Below are 18,846 nucleotides of genomic sequence, written 5' to 3'. Positions count from 1 at the left end.
GTTAGCTTACCTCCTTATAACTATCGGCTTCTGTCTTGGCGTGCCAGCGTTTAAATCCGAAGGCCACCCCTACAATGATGGCGAAGGCTGCAACGAACCATCCACTATAGAGAATGAAGGCATCTGAATACCCTTCGTAGTTTCCTGTTTCCGTATCAAATTCTTTTAACAGATTCATTTTGAATAATCCGAACATCATCCACCCAAGGACAATCGGCGTGATGACGCCAAGGCATACTTTCCACCAGGCACCAAGCTGGATATCCGAAATTCCATTCGCATGGGATTGGAATGCTCCCAATTTACGAAGGAACCAGGCGATCACGACTACTTCCACTAATCCGACGAATGCCACTCCGAATTGGTTAATAAAGTAATCTGCTACATCAAGGAACAGCAGTCCACCCTGTGTGGCAAAAAGGATGGAGATAAGAGCTGAAAGTCCGCCACCGAATAGAACGGCTTTGTTACGGGAAATCCCGAACTTTTCAGAAACAGCGGCCACATATGTTTCCGAGATGGAAATTAATGATGACAATCCGGCAAGGACGAGTGAAGCAAAGAATAGGAAACCAAAGACTTCATTGAACGCCGGGAATTCGTTAATGATCTGCGGGAAGACAACAAACGCCAGACCCACACCGCCACTTACTACATCCTGCACTGCCACACCTTGTGATTGTGCCATGAAACCAAGTGCCGCAAATACCCCGATACCTGCCAATAATTCAAATCCGGAGTTACTGAACCCTGTAATGAACGCATTGTTCGTAATGTCCGATTTCTTTGGCAAATAACTTGAATACGTAATCATGATGGCAAAGGCAATGGATAAGCTGAAGAAAATCTGTCCATATGCCGCCACCCACACGCCCGGATCGGCAATTTTACTGAAGTCCGGTTTGAAGAACGCATCCAGACCATCCATCGCTCCAGGTAATGTTAAAGCGCGAACAACAATAATTAAGAATAAGATAACAAGTGCTGGAATAAAGATTTTATTCGCTACTTCGATTCCTTTCTTTACACCTTTGAAAAGAATACCTAGTGTAACGGCCCATACGATGACAAGCGGGATGAATACCCCAGGGACCACGCTTCCCGTCTGGCCTGCGTCGACTGAAAGCTTTAAATAATCACTGAAAAGGAATGATTCCGTATCTTTCCCCCATCCTAAATTGAAAGAAAATACACTGTACGACATCGCCCATGCGATAATGACGGCATAATAGGTGGAAATGACGAAGGCAATCAATACCTGCCACCAGCCAAGCCATTCTGTTTTCTTATTAAGACGGAAATAAGACAGCGGTGCTGAACCACGATACTTATGACCAATTGTAAATTCAAGTACTAATAATGGAATACCTGCTGTTAGAAGAGCGAATAAATAAGGAATAAAGAAGGCTCCCCCACCATTTTCATACGCTACTGCCGGAAAACGCCAAATGTTCCCCAATCCGATTGCTGAACCGACAGCTGCCAGAATAAATCCAGCCCGTGTACCAAACTGTGCACGCTTCTCCATGTTGTTCCCCCCTAGTTCTTTCCAACTACCTGCTGTGAGGTATTTGAAATTTTTATATTTTCAGATTATTTATAATCTAAAGTCAGTATAGCTAGTTCCGGGACAATTGTCAAAGCTTTATTTTAGTGTTTTATTGAGAAATACACCAAATTTCAACAGTACTATTTCACTATAAGGATTTTGTCGGATTTTGGAGAATGGGAGGCGATAGGATCAGGAAGGGAAATCGGCTTGATTACATAAAAAAACCCGAAGCCTAAATAGGCTTCAGGTTTTTATGAATTACTCTGCAGATGCAGGCTTTGCTTTTTCACCGAACAAAAAGGCAAAGGCCAGGATCAAGATGATGACGACTGCGAGACCCAGGATGGTGCTGCCGGTGAATCCTAATACAAGGTAACCGATGGCTGCAACAACCGCGCCGAGGATCGCGTATGGAAGTTGTGTGAGCACGTGATCGATATGGTTGCTTCCCGCTCCTGTAGATGAAAGGATCGTTGTATCCGAAATTGGTGAGCAATGGTCACCCAATACAGATCCGGCCAGTACGGCTGCCATGGCAGGAAGTAAGATGCTTACATCTGTCGCTGCAGCAATTTCTCCGGCGATCGGGAGTAAGATACCAAATGATCCCCAAGAGGTTCCCGTTGAGAAAGCCATGACGCCGGCAACCAGGAATAAGATGACCGGTAACGCCTGCATCGGTAAGCTTGATTGTTCAACGAGGCCTGCAAGATACGTACCCGTTTGCAGTTGATCGATCAGCGTTACGATCGTCCATGCAAAGATCAGAATGTAAACAGCAGGAAGCATCGACTTGATCCCTTCCACTACGGCTGTCCCGAGGGCACTCCCTTCAATTCCTTTCAAGCTGACTTGGCGAAGGAAGAAAATCAGGGATATAAGAAGTCCGAATAATCCACCATACAATAATGATTTGGTTACATCCGTATTTTCAAAAATCGGCAGTAGGTCAAATGACCCCACCGCTTGATATCCAGTCCACAGCATCATGGAAACCGTCCCGATGACAAGGGCAACGATCGGCCAGACAAGATCGCCAACCGAGCCTTTTGAGCTGACTGGAAGATCATTTTTCAATTCTCCGGGAATTTCTTTGCCCGGATCATAAAGATCTCCCGTTTCAAGGGCACGCACTTCATGCTCTTTCATTTTACCGAAATCGAGTCCCTTATAGGCAACCATGACGACAAGCAGGACGGCAGCCCATACATAGAGGTTCATGGGAATCATTTGAATGAATGCTGAAAATGCCGTGTACTCCGTGATATTGTGAGTTGCAAGAATGGAACCGATGATCCCGATAATGTATGCTCCCCAGCTTGAAATCGGGGAAACGACACAGATCGGAGCCGATGTTGAATCGATGATATAGGCTAATTTAGCACGTGAGATTCTGTGACGATCCGTGATGGGTCTTGAAACCTGTCCGACAGCAAGGGCATTAAAATAATCGTCAATAAAAATGATGATACCCAGTACCGCAGCAAGAAGCTGTGCGCCCTTTCTTGTCTTCACACGTTTCATCGCCCATTCACCGAATGCGCGGCTCCCGCCGGAGATATTCACAAATGCCGTGATGATACCAAGAATGAGTAAGAAGAAAATGATGTAGACATTCCAGGTATTAAGTCCGCCGTCTGCGACAAAGATGCCCTTGAAAGCGTCCCAAATAAAGCTGATGGTTTTGGTGATTGAGAAGTCTGCCAACAAAAAGGCAGATGCGATGATCCCTACTCCCAGTGAAAGCAGGACCCGTCTCGTGAGTATAACCATAAGAATGGCTAAAAGGGGTGGTAATAATGAGTAAATCGTGTTTTCCATAGTGTCCTCCTCCTATTTGATAGGGGGGAACCATCGTAGCATGACAGAGGATAATAAAAAAAGGCAACGATAGAGAAACTATCATTACCTTTGTTAGTAACGTAAGTGCTCCATCACGATCTGTAGCTCCCCATTATAGGGATTTCCCTATAATGACAGTGTTATCCTTTTTCAAGATAACCCCAGCAAATACACCTTCGACCTGCATATTTACTTCGGCAAAGATTCCCTTTCATCTGTTTTCTCAGTTGTCATCCTCGAACAGATTACTCTTGAACCCTGCGCCTCTACCCCATCGGACTGATGATGTGGTGTGTTATAAAATTTTCTTTATTAATATAACAAACTATCATTCTTTTGACAACTTTTTTTCCTGACTAATTTGTGGGAAATTCAATGGAAGGACTCGATCCCCCTCCACCATTGTTATAAAATTGCGGTACATCGAGATGAACGGTACCCATCGCAACCAGGATATCCTGCTTGATCGTTTCTGTTTTCGTCGCAAACGGGATGATGATCTGCACATTCACTTCAAGCTCCACAAATACCTTCACAACGGCATTATTGATGCCGAACTGCTCTACCGTCGTTTTCACATCGGACCTTACATCACCGATGGAATGAAAGCGGATCGGGATTTTCGGCCCCAGGTTTCCGAGCAACACATTGTTCGTCGCCTGACCCAAAGGAACGGAATAGGTTATGCCCTTTGATGTTTTGGACTTCCCTTTATCAATTTCCACCTCAGTGAGGAACTCAAGATTTTCAATATTCCCCGCCTCTGCTTCCTGAAGATTCTGCTGTACGAGATTCGTGATTTCTGCCTGGACCCTGTTGATTGTTTGCGTATTGTATTTGAACGAAACGATATCGCCTTCCTGGTTCTTCACTTCTTCGGTTATATCGGAAATATCCAGAACATCGGCAATCTTTTTATTGATCGCTTTATTGATCACCAGGGTACCGATCCTGCTCGTTTGTGTTTCGGCATAAGCAAGGAGTGTCGGCTTCAACCCTTTGTTAATGATCCACAATCCGAATCCTGTTGAAATCATAAAGAATAGAAACGTAATGATCATGACATGTCGAAAAGGCAGTGGACCTCCTCTTCGGGGTTTGTAGGTTTTGAACTTTGACAAAAAAATCCCCCCTTACAAGCTATTTGTATGCATTGTAAGAGGGGTTTAACGCAAAAATTTATTTAATCTTAAGAGATTGCGGTTCATAATCCGGATCAAAGCCTGTGATCACCTTGTCTAATTCCTTGCTTAAATCGAGTGGATAAGGTGAGTCTAACTCCTGATCATCTTCTTCGATGATCCGTATCAGAGGACGGTCTGTCACCCCTTTATTTTGATCGGTGACAATTCCTTTCCGTCCATCATTCAGTTCCACGATCATGCCGTTAGGATACATCGCCACCGATGACCGGAAGGCTTCGATCACATGTGGGTCGAAGAGCGATCCCGATCCCGCATACAAGACCTCCAACGCCTGATGAGGAAGCATCGCTTTCCTGTACACCCTGTTTGACGTCATCGCATCAAAGACATCGGCAACAGCGATGATCTTGGCAAATGGATGAATGTCTTCACCCTTTATCCCCCGCGGATAACCGGAACCATCGAGCCTCTCATGATGCTGATAGGCACAGTGTGCAATGATCAGGGAGACGGAATGAAGCTGCCTCAGGATTTCAAAACCATGCTCAGAGTGTTTCTTGATTTCGCAGAATTCATCTTCCGTAAGCTTTCCGGGCTTTAACAGGATCTCTTCCGGCACAAGCATCTTACCGATATCATGAAGGATCGCCCCAACCCCGAGCTGCTCCAGCTGCTTCTGTGAAAGCTTTAGTTCAAGGCCGATGGAAAGTGTATATAACGTAACATTAAATGAGTGATGAAAAATATAGGAGTCGTATGTAAATACATCTGTCAAAATCGTCAAAAGATCATGATTCGCCTTTACCTCGGACAGGACGACATCAATGACCTGCTTTAATTGAGAGGCACTATCCTCAATCATGAGGAGACTTGGCTTCTCTTTGGATGTGCTTAATTGATTGAAGGCCATCTCGATATTCTGAACCGCCTCTTGTCTCACTTTACTTGAAACGGTCCCCTTCACATGGATTCCACTGGAAAGAGAGTCTTCAATATAAACATACTGAATACTAAGCTCCTGCAATCTGTAAATCATGCGTTCTGTAATGGGAACATTATCATGAATCAACGCTTGACCTCTCATATTATATACCGTTGTAGCTAGAACCATGCCGGGTTTCAACGCCCGTGTTGATATAAGCCTCATAGAATTCTCCTATGTAATTCTTTCATTTTTCGACAAAATTTCCTAGTATCTCCATTATAAAGGATAAAAATGATCTTGCAAGGTGTATTTGGTTAAATATTCATGAAAGAATATCGAGGGAATCAGAGGGAATTTTATGAATGAGGAGTAGGATGAGTACAGTGTCTAGCTTCCTTATTTTGTCAAATTACTCAATTGAGGCTGATTTTGACGCAATAAAAAATATTATGACTCAATAAATTTTAAAATGACGCAAATACTCCTGATTTCGACGCAATTATCTTCAAAACTGCAAAATGAACGGATAAAAGAATACCCTTTTCAAACTCCGGATACAATTTCATTAGGACAATTCCCCCTAATGATTCTATTTCTCCCCAAAACAAAGACCAGCCACTCAATAATGAGGACTGGTCATTCTCAGCTTCTATATCATTTTTAACAGCGCGTCCCTTCCGGCCATTCCCGTGTGGATACCGAGATTCGCTGCTTCGTATGTGACAGACTCCAGTGGCGCATCGAGGAGCTGATCGATTGTTTTCACACCAACTGCTCTTCCTGCGATGATTCCCCTGTCCTTTAATTTTTCATTCAGCAGCGCAACATCAAGTGCCCCACACATTATATATCCTTTTTCACTCGTCACGACGAGGAGATTGGTTTTCGGAAGTGCAACAGAAATCGCTGTAAAGGTATGTCCCCCAATGGTAATCGGAGATACATTCATCATGTTTCATCGCTCCCTTCACTCATATGTATGTCATGAGTGCAGAAACGGTGAGACATTTACTGTTTCAATTTCCATTCAAGGACATCCCGTAAAAACTCCGGCATGAAGTACTTCTTCTCAAGCCTCTGAAGGTCCGGAAAGAAGTGACCGAATGTAAACATATCCGGCAGGGCGAGCTTGTATATTTTGCCGGGCTCGATCGGACGGTTTCCGATGAAGATGTCATTGTCTTCAAAGTGGATATTCGAATACACGAACCTCCCCATCACTTTCCCCCTGAAACCAAGTCCTTTCACTTCAAGATGAGGCCAGTCTTCATTAAGGGTCTGCTTAATGATTTCCTTCAGCTCGGCTCCCTTCATCCGGATCATGCACGGGTTGATGGGGTGGGGAAGAATGCGATGCAAATCCTGCTTTGTCACCCTTCCTTCGTCAAGTCCATCTATGAGAAGGCCGGCATTAAGGAAGCCGCAATCAGCTCCACACCACTCCATTTGTGCATCACAAAGCACTTCAGGAAGTGGTGATGGCTGAAACCAATCAACCGGGAAAGCATTTGTCAGGGAGGTCACTTCCTGCTTTAATAGCTCCTCCCCTTTTCGGAACCATTGATATCTTTCCTCATCTTCCTTCACAACAGCCGGGAGTTCCCCCTGTTCATATAGACGGGCCGTTTTTCCCCTGACCTGCATTGTGGCTGTATCCACCTCAATCTTCATATGCCCGACATAATGACCATATTTCCCTGCAGCACCAAGCATGGTGCCATTCACCTCTTTTCCCTCGGGTAAGACGTGGTGGGTATGAGCACCCAGAATAACGTCTATTTCAGGGAATTGTTCCCCGATCATCTCGTCATCCCTTATTCCCAAATGAGAAAGGAGTATGATCATATCAACGTTGGGTCGAACCTCCTGAAGCAACCTCTTCAGTTCATCCAAAGGAGAGGTAATGTTCCAGCCGAGAGCTTTATAAAAAGGTTTAAAATTGGCCGTTAAACCGAGGACGCCAATCCTCACTCCACTGCCGGTCTGATAAACACGGTGAGTCTCCAACCATTCCGGGCGCTGCGAGGAACGATCGAACAGGTTTCCTACAATCACGTCAAACCGGGCCCTGTCATACAGGCTGTTTAAATCGTCATAATCCAATGTGATTCCTTCGTTGTTTCCTATCGTTACAGCATCGAACCCTGCCTCATTTAATAATGCGACGTTCTCTTTTCCTAACGTCGCTTCCGTCAATGGATGCCAGCGGTCGACGTGATCACCGATATCAAATAGATACACAGTCTCCCCGTCATTCACATGCTTCTGTTTTCTCTGTTTTAAAAAATCCCTGATTCTAGGCCAGTTCTCAAAGTGACTGTGAAGATCGTTCGTATGATAAATATGAATGGTTTCTCCCATAAATCGTTCACTCCCATTGGAGGAATGTTATCCTGTCATTCCTTGATAAATCAATCGAATTCCAATTAAAATCAAAATAATCCTCAATACGCCCACCAATACTTTGGACTCGAGCTTCGTATTGATATAGGCCCCGACCTTTGCCCCGATCCAGGCTCCCGGAATGAGAGCCAGCGCATATAGCCATTTGACATTCCCGAACAGTACATGCGTCCCCGAGCTCACCAATGCCGAAAGAAAAATCATAAACATGGATGTAGCAACGGCCACATGGGGCGGGAAAAGAAAAATCAGAATCATGGCAGGGACCATCAAAGAGCCGCCGCCAATGCCGAACAAGCCCGATGTAAATCCAACGACGAAGGCGATCATCACTCCGAGTACTGGAGGATATCCATACCGGAAGGTTTCTCCGCTTGGATCGGTAAATTCCCTCTGGAAAGAAGCATTCCTGAATTTTTCTATAGGCTTTAATTTATTTCGGACCATCAGAATAAGGGCTACCAGTATCATGAAAATACCAAAATAAAGATTAAAGCTTTCCATATTCAATCCCTTGTTCACCCAGGCTCCAAGTATCGACCCGGGTCCGCTGCCCGCAAAGAAAATCAATCCGCTTTTATAATCGACGGTTTTATGCTTTAAGTATGCAAGGGTGGAAGATAACCCTGTAAAAATCATGATGACCAGTGAAGTACCCACAGCCGTCTGCGGGTTCACCCCTTCTACCAGGCTTGTATATGTACCAAAATAGATCAGGGCCGGCACAATGATGACACCACCGCCTAATCCAACCAGTGATCCTATCGCACCTGCCAAAAGCCCAATTGATAGAAGAACAATCCATTCCATCTGCCTTTCATCTCCTGTCGGCTAAAATAAATCCAGCTGCTTCGGGGCAAGGCCTTCATACTCAAGCCCCAATAATTCGATCAATTCTTTCGCATTATCAGCCGCATCCCCGCCTGAATTATTGTTAAAGAGGATGTACAGATCCTTAGACCTTTCGTGCAACTGATGAAGATGGGGGATCCATTCCTCGAGTTCAGCACGATTATAGCGATATAAATAACGGACCTCCCGCCAATCTTCCCCATTCGGTTTATTCCACCCATAGAGATTTCTGCCGTGAAACCGGATAAGAGTGGCATCTTCATGCGTCGCTTCCAGCACCCGGGGCACAGAGCCTTCACCAGCTTGAGGCTCATCACAAATGCTGTGGATCCATCCTTCCTTTTCCATGAAGGATAGGGTCTTCTCCCGATACTCCGGCCTGAACCAGCTTTGATTCCGGAATTCCAGAGATAGAGGGAAATCTTTCAATTGCTCCCTGCAATACCGTATATAATCGACATTCTCTTTTTTACAATCGTACCAAGGTGGAAATTGAAGAAGGACCATCGCCAGTTTCCCTGCTTCTACGTATGGAGTGAGGGACTCTTTAAAGGCTCTGAACATCTCTTCCTTTGTTTCAAAAGGGATTTCTCCACGCTGATGACCAGTCATCCCCTGGTATGCTTTTACAATGAATTTAAAGTCCTCTGGTGTTTCCTTTACCCATTTCTCCGCATTTCGAATAGGCTGGACAGCATAAAACGTCGTGTCCACCTCCACGATGGGGAAATGAGCTCCGTATTCTTTTAGTTTGTCCCTGGGGGAAACATTCTCATAGAGGGTATCATGATCTCCCCAGCCTGTCACACCTATGTATATCATCCGCATTCACCTGCTTTATTATGAACATGTCCATTTTATCATAAGGGAAATGGAAATTCTTATGTTTGGATTCACTGAGGGGGGGCAGGGGTATCTATTGAAACCAGAAAAAACTCCCCTGATGAGATATCAAGGGAGTTTGATTGATGGATTAACCGATTGAACCTTCCATTTCGAACTTGATCAGACGGTTCATTTCGACTGCGTATTCCATTGGAAGTTCTTTCGTGAATGGCTCGATGAAGCCCATTACGATCATTTCTGTTGCTTCTTCCTGAGAAATACCGCGGCTCATAAGATAGAATAATTGTTCTTCTGATACTTTTGAAACCTTCGCTTCGTGTTCTAACGAGATGTTATCGTTCAGAATTTCGTTGTAAGGGATCGTATCGGAAGTCGATTGATTATCCATGATCAGCGTGTCACACTCAATGTTTGAGCGTGCGCCTTCCGCTTTACGGCCAAAGTGTACAATTCCACGGTACGTTACTTTCCCGCCATGCTTGGAAATGGACTTGGAAACGATCGTGGAAGATGTATTAGGTGCAAGGTGAATCATTTTCGCACCTGCATCCTGATGCTGACCTTTACCTGCGAGTGCAATGGATAATGTCATACCACGGGCGCCTTCCCCTTTAAGGATGACAGCCGGATATTTCATCGTCAGTTTCGAACCGATGTTTCCATCCACCCATTCCATCGTTGCGTTTGCTTCACATACGGCACGCTTCGTAACCAGGTTGAACACGTTATTCGCCCAGTTCTGAATCGTCGTATATCGGCAGTACGCATCTTTCTTGATGATGATTTCAACGACCGCCGAGTGAAGTGAATTCGTTGTGTAAACCGGTGCTGTACAACCTTCGACATAGTGCACGCTTGCGCCTTCGTCGACGATGATCAGTGTACGCTCGAACTGACCCATGTTTTCAGAATTGATACGGAAATAAGCTTGAAGAGGTGTATCCACCTTGATTCCCTTAGGAACATAGATGAAAGATCCACCAGACCAGACCGCTGAGTTCAGGGCTGCAAACTTGTTATCCGTCGGAGGGATTACCTTTGCCCAGTGCTCACGGAAAAGTTCTTCATTTTCTTTTAAAGCAGAATCTGTGTCTTTGAAAACGATCCCCATATCTTCAAGATCTGATTGCATGTTATGGTATACAACTTCTGACTCATACTGAGCAGAAACCCCTGCAAGATACTTTTGCTCAGCTTCCGGAATTCCTAATTTATCAAACGTCTGCTTGATTTCTTCAGGTACTTCATCCCAGCTGCGCTCTGACTTTTCAGAAGGCTTCACATAGTAAGTGATCTCATCGAAGTTCAGTTCCTGCATGTCTCCGCCCCATTGAGGCATAGACATATTATAAAAATGCTCAAGTGACTTCAAACGGAAATCAAGCATCCACTTAGGCTCATCTTTCATACGAGAAATTTCTTCTACAATTTCCCGTGTCAAACCACGTTTAGAACGGAAAATCGATACGTCTTTATCGCTAAAGCCATATTTATAATCTCCGATCTCAGGCATTTTCTTTGCCATGTTGATTCCTCCATTCTTAAATAGAGTCGGAAAAGAGCTTATTCCTGCTCTTCTTCCTGCACTCCTTTTTCCATCGCTTTCCAGGCTAGTGTTGCACATTTGATACGTGCCGGAAATTTCGCGACTCCTTGCAATGCTTCTATATCTCCTAAATCCACATCGTCGTCATAATCATTGCCCTGCATCATATCAGAGAAGATCTTGGAAAGCTTGAGTGCCTTCTCGATCTCTTTTCCCTTGACCGCCTGTGTCATCATGGACGCAGAAGCCATGGAGATCGAACAACCTTCCCCGTCAAACTTCGCATCCTGAACGACACCATCTTCCACCTTTAACGTAAGGTGGATACGGTCTCCACATGTAGGGTTATTCATATCGATGGTAAAGCTCCCATCCTCTAAAGAACCTTTATTCCGTGGATTCTTATAATGATCCATGATGACTTGTCGATATAACTGATCTAAATTATTAAAAGACATCGCTGAAAAACTCCTTTGTCTTTACCAGGCCGGCAACAAGTTTATCAATATCTTCTTCTGTGTTGTAAAGATAGAAGCTGGCACGTGCCGTTGCGGATACATTCAACCACTTCATCAACGGCTGTGCACAATGATGACCGGCACGAACGGCTATCCCTTCAGCGTCAAGCACCGTTGCAACATCATGCGGATGAACATCATCTATGTTGAATGTCACAAGACCGGCACGCTGCCCGGGATCACTTGGTCCGAAAATGGTCATACCCTCTACTTCGTTCATCTTATCCAAGGCATAAGCGGCAAGCTTATGCTCATGTTCTTCAATGTTATGAAGACCGACTTGCTCAAGGAAATCGATGGCAGCTCCTAGACCGATGGCGCCTGCAATGATCGGAGTGCCTCCTTCAAACTTCCACGGAAGCTCTTTCCAAGTTGATTCCTGCAGTCCGACAAAATCGATCATCTCGCCGCCGAATTCCACAGGCTCCATATTATTAAGATGCTTTTTCTTGCCGTACAATACCCCGATCCCGGTAGGACCTACCATCTTATGACCGGAGAAGGCGAAGAAATCGCAGTCCAAATCTTGTACGTCAATCTTCATATGTGGAGCAGCCTGTGCTCCGTCCACCACCATGACGGCGCCATTTTCATGGGCGATCTTGGTGATTTCCTTGATTGGATTCATCGTACCGAGTACGTTTGAAACCATCATAATGGAAACGATCTTTGTTTGTGAAGTGACGGTCTCCCTCACATCCTCGATCGCTATTGTTCCATTTTCCTGCAGAGGAACGTATTTCAACGTTGCTCCTGTTTCTTTCGCCAGCTGCTGCCAAGGAATGATGTTACTGTGATGCTCCATATGTGTGATCACAATTTCATCGCCCTCGCCCAAATTGGCCCTGCCGTAGCTTGCAGCGACGGTATTGATCGCGGTGGTCGTTCCACGGGTGAAGATGACTTCCTGAGTTGAGGAAGCGTTGATGAAGTTGCGGACCTTTTCACGGGCCCCTTCATATCCATCTGTCGCTCTCGTCCCAAGGGTGTGGACACCACGGTGAACATTCGAGTTATATCCTCGATAATAATCGTTTACTGCTTCAATGACGGAAACCGGCTTTTGAGACGTTGCGGCACTATCAAGATAAACGAGTGGATGGCCATTTACTTCCTGGTCGAGAATCGGAAATTGTTTACGAATCTCTTTTACATCCATTAGTTTACTTTCCTTTCGATAACCTCAACCAGCTGTTTCTTGACTCCTTCGATCGGTAATTGTTTTACCACTGGAGCCAGGAAGCCGTGGATCACAAGACGTTCAGCTTCATGCTGAGGAATTCCGCGGCTCATCAAATAGTAAAGTTGAAGTGGATCCACTCGACCTACTGAAGCAGCGTGCCCTGCCGTTACGTCATCTTCATCAATAAGAAGGATCGGATTTGCATCCCCACGTGCTTTTTCACTAAGCATCAATACGCGCGATTCCTGCTCTGCATTTGACTTCGATGCGCCATGTTCAATCTTACCGATACCGTTGAAAATGGAAGACGATTCGTCTTTCATTACTCCGTGCTTCAGGATGTATCCTTCAGAATTCTTACCGTAGTGAACAACCTTTGTCGTGAAGTTTTGTTTCTGTTTCCCGCGTCCAACGACTACGGTTTTCGTATCACCATATGAGCCATCACCCATTAGGTTCGTTACGTTTTCAGAAACGGTGTCACCATCGTTCATCAATCCCAGTGCCCACTCGATGCGTGCATCCCTTGCAGCCACTCCACGACGGTTTACGTAAGTCGTGATTCCGCTTGAGAGGGTATCCACTGCGCCGTATGCCACTTTCGCATTATCTTTCGCAAGCACTTCCGTTACGATGTTATAGACACCATCCTCCACATCCGTGGTGGAAACATAGTTTTCAACATATGTGACAGAACTGTTTTCTTCAGCGACAACCAATACATGGTTGAACATAGCCACTTCTGCGTTGTCGTGAACATAAACCGCTTGAATCGGTTGAGAGAGTTCCACGTTCTTAGGAATGTAAAGGAATGCTCCTCCGTTCATCAGTGCTGCATGAAGGGCCGTAAGCTTATGCTCATCCGTTTTCACGCCTTCAGTCATGAAGTACTTCTGTACAAGCTCACTGTGCTCTTTCACTGCTGTAAAAATATCCGTAAAAATAACACCTTTGTCTTTTAATTCGTTTGAAAGAGAAAGAAAAGCAGGTGTATTATTCCGTTGAATATAAAGGCTTTGATCCTTGCTTTCTAAATCAACTAATGCTTTTACTTCATCCGGCAGCTCACTCAATGATGAGAACGTATCACTATCCACTGTGTGCTTTTGGAATTGAGTAAAATTCCAATTTGTGATTTTCGTTTTATCAGCAACTGGAAGGCTTAGATCCTTTACTTTATCAAAGGCATCTGTACGAAGGGTTGTTAACCATTCCGGCTCTCCAAGTTGTTTTGAGTAGGAGCTGACATAGTCTTGATCTACTGGTAGTTTCGTTTCTACAGTCATTTTCATCCCCCTAACACTTACGCTTCTTGGCCGACAGTTTCGTCTTTGATTCCCAGCTCTTCTTTAATCCAGTCATATCCTTCTGCTTCAAGGCGCTGTGCTAATTCTTCGCCGCCTGATTTCACAATGCGTCCCTGCATCATAACGTGAACGTGATCAGGAGTGATGTAGTTAAGAAGGCGCTGATAGTGAGTGATGATCAAGCAGCCGAAATCTTCCCCACGCATCTTGTTGATCCCTTTGGAAACAACTTTAAGCGCATCAATATCAAGACCTGAATCGATCTCATCAAGGATGGCGATCTTCGGTTGGATCATCATTAATTGAAGAATTTCATTACGCTTTTTCTCTCCGCCTGAGAATCCTTCATTCAGGTAACGCTGAGCCATATCCGGATCCATTTCCAAGTATTCCATTTCAGAATCCATCTTGCGGATGAATTTCATAAGAGAAATTTCTTCTCCTTCTTCGCGACGGCTGTTGATTGCTGAACGTAAGAAGTCTGCGTTCGTTACTCCATTGATTTCACTTGGGTACTGCATTGCAAGGAATAGACCTACGCGGGCGCGCTCATCCACTTCCATTTCAAGTACATCTTCCCCGTCGAACGTGATGCTTCCTTTTGTCACTTCATACTTTGGATGACCCATGATAGCAGAAGATAATGTTGACTTACCTGTACCATTCGGTCCCATTACTGCGTGGATTTCTCCACCTTTAATTTCAAGGTTAACCCCTTTCAGGATTTCCTTTCCTTCAATCTCAACATGAAGATCTTTAATTGTTAAAGTAGAACCTGCCATGTATATTTACCTCCGTGACTTTATAATGAATTTAAGAATATAATTCTTTAATCATTCTCAATTTATTCTCATTACAATCTTATAACAAATAAAAGCTATTATCAACTTTTTCAAGTTGTCAGTTCATGTTAACCGAACGATAGAATCCTTTTCTATTGTTGGTCAAAACATGTGGAAAAATGTAGGATACCTACGTCCTGTTTTGCTTAGGCGGACGGATAGCGGCTTCGCACCACTTTAATCATCGATAAAAACCAAAAAACCAGTGCATCGTCTACACTGGTTTCTTTTTTCTTCCTTATTATATATTAGCGTGCACCCTGCGATCAAGGGCCGCAATCATTCTTCTGCTTTCTTTATAATCCTGCTCTCTTTTCTTCTCTACTTGCATTCTGACTTCATGCTTTCGTTTGTACACCTCATAACCTATTCCATGGGCTCCATGCATTGCTTTCTCCATTTCACTTGTGTACGAGATACTCTCAAGAGAGTCGATAATGAATCATTCCTTTCAGGTTTTTAATTACTTTACAACTATACTACCCCCTCGTTCACAAGACAAAACCGGTATGTCATCATTTTTTCTGAAATTCATCCGTCAGCCTGATTCCCGGGGGCTACCCTTAAGTTTTCACACAATTCCGCCATTATACTGCCAAATAATAGTGTACACATGGAATATTATTAGCTGGAGTGTATATTTATTACCTTCGAAGGAATGCATATCCTAAACTTCCCCATTAAAAAGAGAAGGATTTCTCCTTCTCGATACACTCACTGCTTTAATTGATTCAGATCCTGAATCGACTGCTGTACTAGTGTCACAGCCTGACTCATGACCGCGCCTCCACCGAATGCAGCTGTGACACCGATGGTTTCGAGGACCTCTTCTTCAGAACATCCTTGATCCAGGCATCCTTTTGTATGGTAGATGATACAATATTCATCCTGGGAATAGAGGCTGATTCCAAGTGCAATCAACTGTTTTTCTTTTTTGGAAAGGACCCCTTCTCTGAAGCAGTGTTCTGTAAATGTATTATATTGCTCTGCAAGCTCTGGCATTTTCTCAGTGAAGATTCCAAGTCCCATTTTATAATCATGAAGGGCTGCTTCTGTTGTATTTCTTGGTTCCATCTGCATATCATCCAACTCCATTTCAAAAATAGATTCATCGGAAATAGTATGAGCCAAATTGAAAATGAATATGTTAAAAAGTTACCGATTACGATTAGATGAAAGAAAGCCGATGCATAAGCACCGGCTTTTCCTATTGTTATTCAGTTACAGGTACAACGGCTCCATCCCATTCTTCATTGATGAAGTCCTGGATTTTTTTTGAGCGCAGGGCTTTGACCAGTTCTTTTACTTCTTCTTTGTTTTCGTCACCTTTATTTACAGCAATTACGTTCACATACGGGGAGTTGCTGTCTTCGATGGCGATGGAGTCCTCAAGGGGTTTCAAACCGGCATCTATGGCATAGTTGGAGTTGATGACAACGGCATCTCCTTCTTCGTTTTCATACATTTGCGGTAGAAGGGCCGCTTCGTACTCATAATCGAATTTCAGTTTTTTAGGATTTTCTTTAATATCTTCCAGCTGTGCCTGTGTATTTTCCACACCGTCCTTTAACGTAATCAGACCCTTTTTCTCTAATAATGTAAGGATGCGGCCATGATCGGATACGGAATTACTCATCAGGATCGTGGCACCTTCAGGAAGGTCCTCAAGAGATTTATACTTTTTAGAATACACACCGATCGGTTCAATATGGATTCCGCCTGCATTGACGAAATCATATTCATTCTCTTTCATCTGTAAGTCCATGTAAGGTACGGTTTGGAAATAGTTCGCATCCAAATCACCATTATCCAAGTCTTTATTCGGAAGGATATAGTCCTGATACGTTTCAATTTGAAGGTCGATTCCCTTATCTTCCAAAATCGGTTTCACTTTTTCAAGGATTTCTGCATGGGGAACATTTGAAGCTCCTACCACTAATTCCTTCTCGTCGCCGCTTCCAGAGCCGGAATCACTCCCGCATGCTGCCAATCCAAAGATACTTGTTGCTGCTACCATTCCTGCTAACCATTTTTTCATCTGTTTTCTCTCCTCTTATCGTTTGTCTAATTTATTTGTGAAGTAGTCTCCCAGTAGTTGAATCGCAAATACAATGAGTAAAATCATGATGGTCGCAGCCAGGGTTACATCTTCCCTGCTCCGTTGAAAACCATCCAAGTAAGCGAGGTTCCCCAATCCCCCGGCACCGATGACACCCGCCATTGCCGTGTATCCCACAAGGGCGATGGCCGTTACCGTGATACCTGAGATCAAAGCCGGAAGAGATTCAGGGATGAGCACTTTCCATATAATTGTGCTTGTCTTCGCCCCCATTGCTTTCGCTGCTTCGATGACGCCTTTGTTCACTTCCCTTAATGCAATTTCAACCATGCGGGCGTAAAACGGTGCGGCTCCGATGATAAGTGCAGGGAGTGCCGCGTTGGCTCCGCGTATGGTATCCAATAAGAATTTTGTAAATGGGATCAATAATACAATCAGGATAATGAATGGAATTGAGCGAAACACATTGACCACTGCACTGGTCACCGTATAAGTGAGTTTGTTTTCCCATAAATTTTCCTTGGATGTAAGAAATAACAGGATCCCAAGAATCATTCCAACTATGAAGGTGATCAAGACTGACATCCCCGTCATATAAAGGGTTTCGATGGTCGCTTCCCACATCTTCTCCCAGTCCACATTCGGAAATAAATTTTCTATCATCCTCTGATCACCTCCACTTTGACCATCTGTTCTTCAGTGAAGGCAACGGCTGCCTGAATCGTCTCTTCATTTCCATCAAGATGGACGAATAGCGTACCATAAGCCCCTTTTTGCGTTTGGGAAATCTGTCCTTGAAGGATATTGACATCCAGGTCGAATCTTCGGATCAAACTGGTAATGAGCGGTTGCTCAGTCGATTCACCAACGAAGGTGAATTTCAGTACCTTTCCGTCCTGATACTGAGCTAAGAGGTGATCCAACGCTTCCCCTGTTTCTTCCACTTGAGATACTTCTCTCACAAATCGCTTCGTCACCTGCTCTTTAGGATTTCTGAACACCTCAAGAACATCCCCAAGCTCTACCACCTTCCCTTGTTCCATGACCGCCACACGATGGCATATTTTTTTGATCACATGCATTTCATGGGTGATCAGGACGATGGTCAGACCTAAACGTTTATTAATATCCACCAATAAATCAAGGATGGAATCGGTTGTTTGCGGATCTAAAGCAGAGGTGGCTTCATCACAGAGAAGGACGTTGGGATTATTTGCAAGGGACCTCGCAATCCCGACCCTCTGCTTCTGTCCACCGCTCAACTGGGACGGATAGGCGTCACCTCTTCCACCCAATCCGACCAGTTCCAATAATTCATTGGCTCTTCTCATTCTCTCCTTCTTGGAAACGCCGGCGATTTCTAATGGGAACTGAATATTCTCAAGTACCGTGCGTGACCACAGGAGATTAAAATGCTGAAAGATCATCCCGATTGACTGTCTCGCCTGCCGAAGATTTTTCCCTTTCACTTGGGAAACGATCTGTCCATTCACGTTCACGATTCCATTTGTGGGAACCTCAAGTCCATTGAGCATCCGGATCAACGTACTCTTCCCTGCCCCACTATAGCCAATCACTCCAAAAATTTCTCCCTGGGCAATGTCGATGTTGACGCCATCAACGGCCGAAATCGGCCCTGATTTCGATTGATAGATTTTTTTCACATCTGAAATGGTAATCATGCTGTCTCCACCTTCTTTCCGAGTAAAACGACATTTATAATTAGAATTATCGTTGCGCTTGCCATTCCCAAAGCCTTTACGTTACACAATAAAAAATGCCTTCCTGCGATAAGCAGAAAGGCATAATCATATATAGGACTATCC

General features: G+C 44.3%; 18 protein-coding genes and 1 riboswitch. All 18 genes read right to left on the bottom strand.

Annotated elements, in window-relative coordinates; all coding sequences use genetic code 11:
• Position 1 precedes the first annotated feature (1 nt).
• Positions 2 to 1,528 carry a sodium-dependent transporter gene (locus AM506_RS13700; RefSeq protein WP_060673056.1) on the bottom strand — a complete coding sequence of 509 codons (1,527 nt, stop codon included), beginning with the start codon at positions 1,526 to 1,528 and terminating at the stop codon, positions 2 to 4.
• Positions 1,529 to 1,810: 282 nt separating this feature from the next.
• Positions 1,811 to 3,373: a Na+/H+ antiporter NhaC family protein gene (locus tag AM506_RS13695; RefSeq protein WP_060673055.1), complete on the bottom strand. Its 1,563-nt coding sequence runs from the start codon at positions 3,371 to 3,373 to the stop codon at positions 1,811 to 1,813.
• Between the two features lie 115 nt (positions 3,374 to 3,488).
• A riboswitch (Lysine riboswitch) is annotated at positions 3,489 to 3,671 on the bottom strand.
• A gap of 79 nt (positions 3,672 to 3,750) precedes the next feature.
• On the bottom strand, positions 3,751 to 4,515 hold the full coding sequence (gene yunB, locus AM506_RS13690) for a sporulation protein YunB (protein ID WP_060673054.1): 765 nt from the start codon (positions 4,513 to 4,515) through the stop codon (positions 3,751 to 3,753).
• A 58-nt stretch (positions 4,516 to 4,573) separates the two neighbouring features.
• Positions 4,574 to 5,686 (bottom strand): HD-GYP domain-containing protein, encoded by a 1,113-nt coding sequence (locus tag AM506_RS13685; RefSeq protein ID WP_060673053.1) that lies wholly within the window; start codon positions 5,684 to 5,686, stop codon positions 4,574 to 4,576.
• A 427-nt stretch (positions 5,687 to 6,113) separates the two neighbouring features.
• Entirely contained in the window at positions 6,114 to 6,416 is a 303-nt protein-coding gene (locus AM506_RS13680) for a YunC family protein (protein WP_060673052.1), read from the bottom strand.
• Positions 6,417 to 6,472: 56 nt separating this feature from the next.
• Positions 6,473 to 7,825, bottom strand: coding sequence for a bifunctional metallophosphatase/5'-nucleotidase (locus AM506_RS13675; protein ID WP_060673051.1), 1,353 nt, complete (start codon positions 7,823 to 7,825; stop codon positions 6,473 to 6,475).
• A gap of 27 nt (positions 7,826 to 7,852) precedes the next feature.
• Positions 7,853 to 8,677 (bottom strand): sulfite exporter TauE/SafE family protein, encoded by an 825-nt coding sequence (locus AM506_RS13670; protein WP_060673050.1) that lies wholly within the window; start codon positions 8,675 to 8,677, stop codon positions 7,853 to 7,855.
• A gap of 21 nt (positions 8,678 to 8,698) precedes the next feature.
• A complete protein-coding gene (locus AM506_RS13665; RefSeq protein ID WP_060673049.1) occupies positions 8,699 to 9,541 on the bottom strand; it encodes a DUF72 domain-containing protein in 843 nt (280 codons plus the stop codon).
• A 151-nt stretch (positions 9,542 to 9,692) separates the two neighbouring features.
• Entirely contained in the window at positions 9,693 to 11,090 is a 1,398-nt protein-coding gene (gene sufB / locus AM506_RS13660) for a Fe-S cluster assembly protein SufB (protein ID WP_060673048.1), read from the bottom strand.
• 38 nt (positions 11,091 to 11,128) lie between these two features.
• A complete protein-coding gene (sufU, locus tag AM506_RS13655; protein WP_034763670.1) occupies positions 11,129 to 11,569 on the bottom strand; it encodes a Fe-S cluster assembly sulfur transfer protein SufU in 441 nt (146 codons plus the stop codon).
• A complete protein-coding gene (locus AM506_RS13650) occupies positions 11,559 to 12,788 on the bottom strand; it encodes a cysteine desulfurase (RefSeq protein ID WP_060673047.1) in 1,230 nt (409 codons plus the stop codon). Before AM506_RS13650 ends, sufU begins: the two co-directional genes overlap by 11 nt.
• Positions 12,788 to 14,098 carry a Fe-S cluster assembly protein SufD gene (gene sufD, locus AM506_RS13645; protein ID WP_060673046.1) on the bottom strand — a complete coding sequence of 437 codons (1,311 nt, stop codon included), beginning with the start codon at positions 14,096 to 14,098 and terminating at the stop codon, positions 12,788 to 12,790. Before sufD ends, AM506_RS13650 begins: the two co-directional genes overlap by 1 nt.
• 17 nt (positions 14,099 to 14,115) lie before the next feature.
• Positions 14,116 to 14,901 carry a Fe-S cluster assembly ATPase SufC gene (sufC, locus tag AM506_RS13640; RefSeq protein WP_060673045.1) on the bottom strand — a complete coding sequence of 262 codons (786 nt, stop codon included), beginning with the start codon at positions 14,899 to 14,901 and terminating at the stop codon, positions 14,116 to 14,118.
• 301 nt (positions 14,902 to 15,202) lie between these two features.
• Positions 15,203 to 15,349, bottom strand: coding sequence for a hypothetical protein (locus AM506_RS22995; RefSeq protein ID WP_167562138.1), 147 nt, complete (start codon positions 15,347 to 15,349; stop codon positions 15,203 to 15,205).
• Positions 15,350 to 15,675: 326 nt separating this feature from the next.
• Complete coding sequence (locus AM506_RS13635) at positions 15,676 to 16,041, bottom strand: carboxymuconolactone decarboxylase family protein (protein WP_060673044.1); 366 nt, start codon at positions 16,039 to 16,041, stop codon at positions 15,676 to 15,678.
• Positions 16,042 to 16,174: 133 nt separating this feature from the next.
• Complete coding sequence (locus AM506_RS13630) at positions 16,175 to 16,999, bottom strand: MetQ/NlpA family ABC transporter substrate-binding protein (protein ID WP_060673043.1); 825 nt, start codon at positions 16,997 to 16,999, stop codon at positions 16,175 to 16,177.
• Positions 17,000 to 17,014: 15 nt separating this feature from the next.
• On the bottom strand, positions 17,015 to 17,683 hold the full coding sequence (locus tag AM506_RS13625; RefSeq protein ID WP_060673042.1) for a methionine ABC transporter permease: 669 nt from the start codon (positions 17,681 to 17,683) through the stop codon (positions 17,015 to 17,017).
• On the bottom strand, positions 17,680 to 18,702 hold the full coding sequence (locus AM506_RS13620; RefSeq protein WP_060673041.1) for a methionine ABC transporter ATP-binding protein: 1,023 nt from the start codon (positions 18,700 to 18,702) through the stop codon (positions 17,680 to 17,682). The genes AM506_RS13625 and AM506_RS13620 overlap by 4 nt, the downstream gene beginning before the upstream one ends.
• Between the last annotated feature and the right edge of the window lie 144 nt (positions 18,703 to 18,846).

This window comes from Rossellomorea vietnamensis, assembly GCF_001305855.1.
Lineage (GTDB): Bacteria > Bacillota > Bacilli > Bacillales > Bacillaceae_B > Rossellomorea > Rossellomorea vietnamensis_A.
This window is presented reverse-complemented; position numbering and strand designations above follow the sequence as displayed.

Excerpts from the sequence above, each read along its gene's own strand:
- AM506_RS13700 (WP_060673056.1), bottom strand. The coding sequence starts at position 1,528 with ATGGAGAAGCGTGCACAGTTTGGTACACGGGCTGGATTTATTCTGGCA.
- AM506_RS13695 (WP_060673055.1), bottom strand. The coding sequence starts at position 3,373 with ATGGAAAACACGATTTACTCATTATTACCACCCCTTTTAGCCATTCTT.
- AM506_RS13685 (WP_060673053.1), bottom strand. The coding sequence starts at position 5,686 with ATGAGGCTTATATCAACACGGGCGTTGAAACCCGGCATGGTTCTAGCT.
- AM506_RS13680 (WP_060673052.1), bottom strand. The coding sequence starts at position 6,416 with ATGATGAATGTATCTCCGATTACCATTGGGGGACATACCTTTACAGCG.
- AM506_RS13675 (WP_060673051.1), bottom strand. The coding sequence starts at position 7,825 with ATGGGAGAAACCATTCATATTTATCATACGAACGATCTTCACAGTCAC.
- AM506_RS13670 (WP_060673050.1), bottom strand. The coding sequence starts at position 8,677 with ATGGAATGGATTGTTCTTCTATCAATTGGGCTTTTGGCAGGTGCGATA.
- AM506_RS13665 (WP_060673049.1), bottom strand. The coding sequence starts at position 9,541 with ATGATATACATAGGTGTGACAGGCTGGGGAGATCATGATACCCTCTAT.
- sufB (WP_060673048.1), bottom strand. The coding sequence starts at position 11,090 with ATGGCAAAGAAAATGCCTGAGATCGGAGATTATAAATATGGCTTTAGC.
- sufU (WP_034763670.1), bottom strand. The coding sequence starts at position 11,569 with ATGTCTTTTAATAATTTAGATCAGTTATATCGACAAGTCATCATGGAT.
- AM506_RS13650 (WP_060673047.1), bottom strand. The coding sequence starts at position 12,788 with ATGGATGTAAAAGAGATTCGTAAACAATTTCCGATTCTCGACCAGGAA.
- sufD (WP_060673046.1), bottom strand. The coding sequence starts at position 14,098 with ATGACTGTAGAAACGAAACTACCAGTAGATCAAGACTATGTCAGCTCC.
- sufC (WP_060673045.1), bottom strand. The coding sequence starts at position 14,901 with ATGGCAGGTTCTACTTTAACAATTAAAGATCTTCATGTTGAGATTGAA.
- AM506_RS22995 (WP_167562138.1), bottom strand. The coding sequence starts at position 15,349 with ATGCATGGAGCCCATGGAATAGGTTATGAGGTGTACAAACGAAAGCAT.
- AM506_RS13635 (WP_060673044.1), bottom strand. The coding sequence starts at position 16,041 with ATGCAGATGGAACCAAGAAATACAACAGAAGCAGCCCTTCATGATTAT.
- AM506_RS13630 (WP_060673043.1), bottom strand. The coding sequence starts at position 16,999 with ATGAAAAAATGGTTAGCAGGAATGGTAGCAGCAACAAGTATCTTTGGA.
- AM506_RS13625 (WP_060673042.1), bottom strand. The coding sequence starts at position 17,683 with ATGATAGAAAATTTATTTCCGAATGTGGACTGGGAGAAGATGTGGGAA.
- AM506_RS13620 (WP_060673041.1), bottom strand. The coding sequence starts at position 18,702 with ATGATTACCATTTCAGATGTGAAAAAAATCTATCAATCGAAATCAGGG.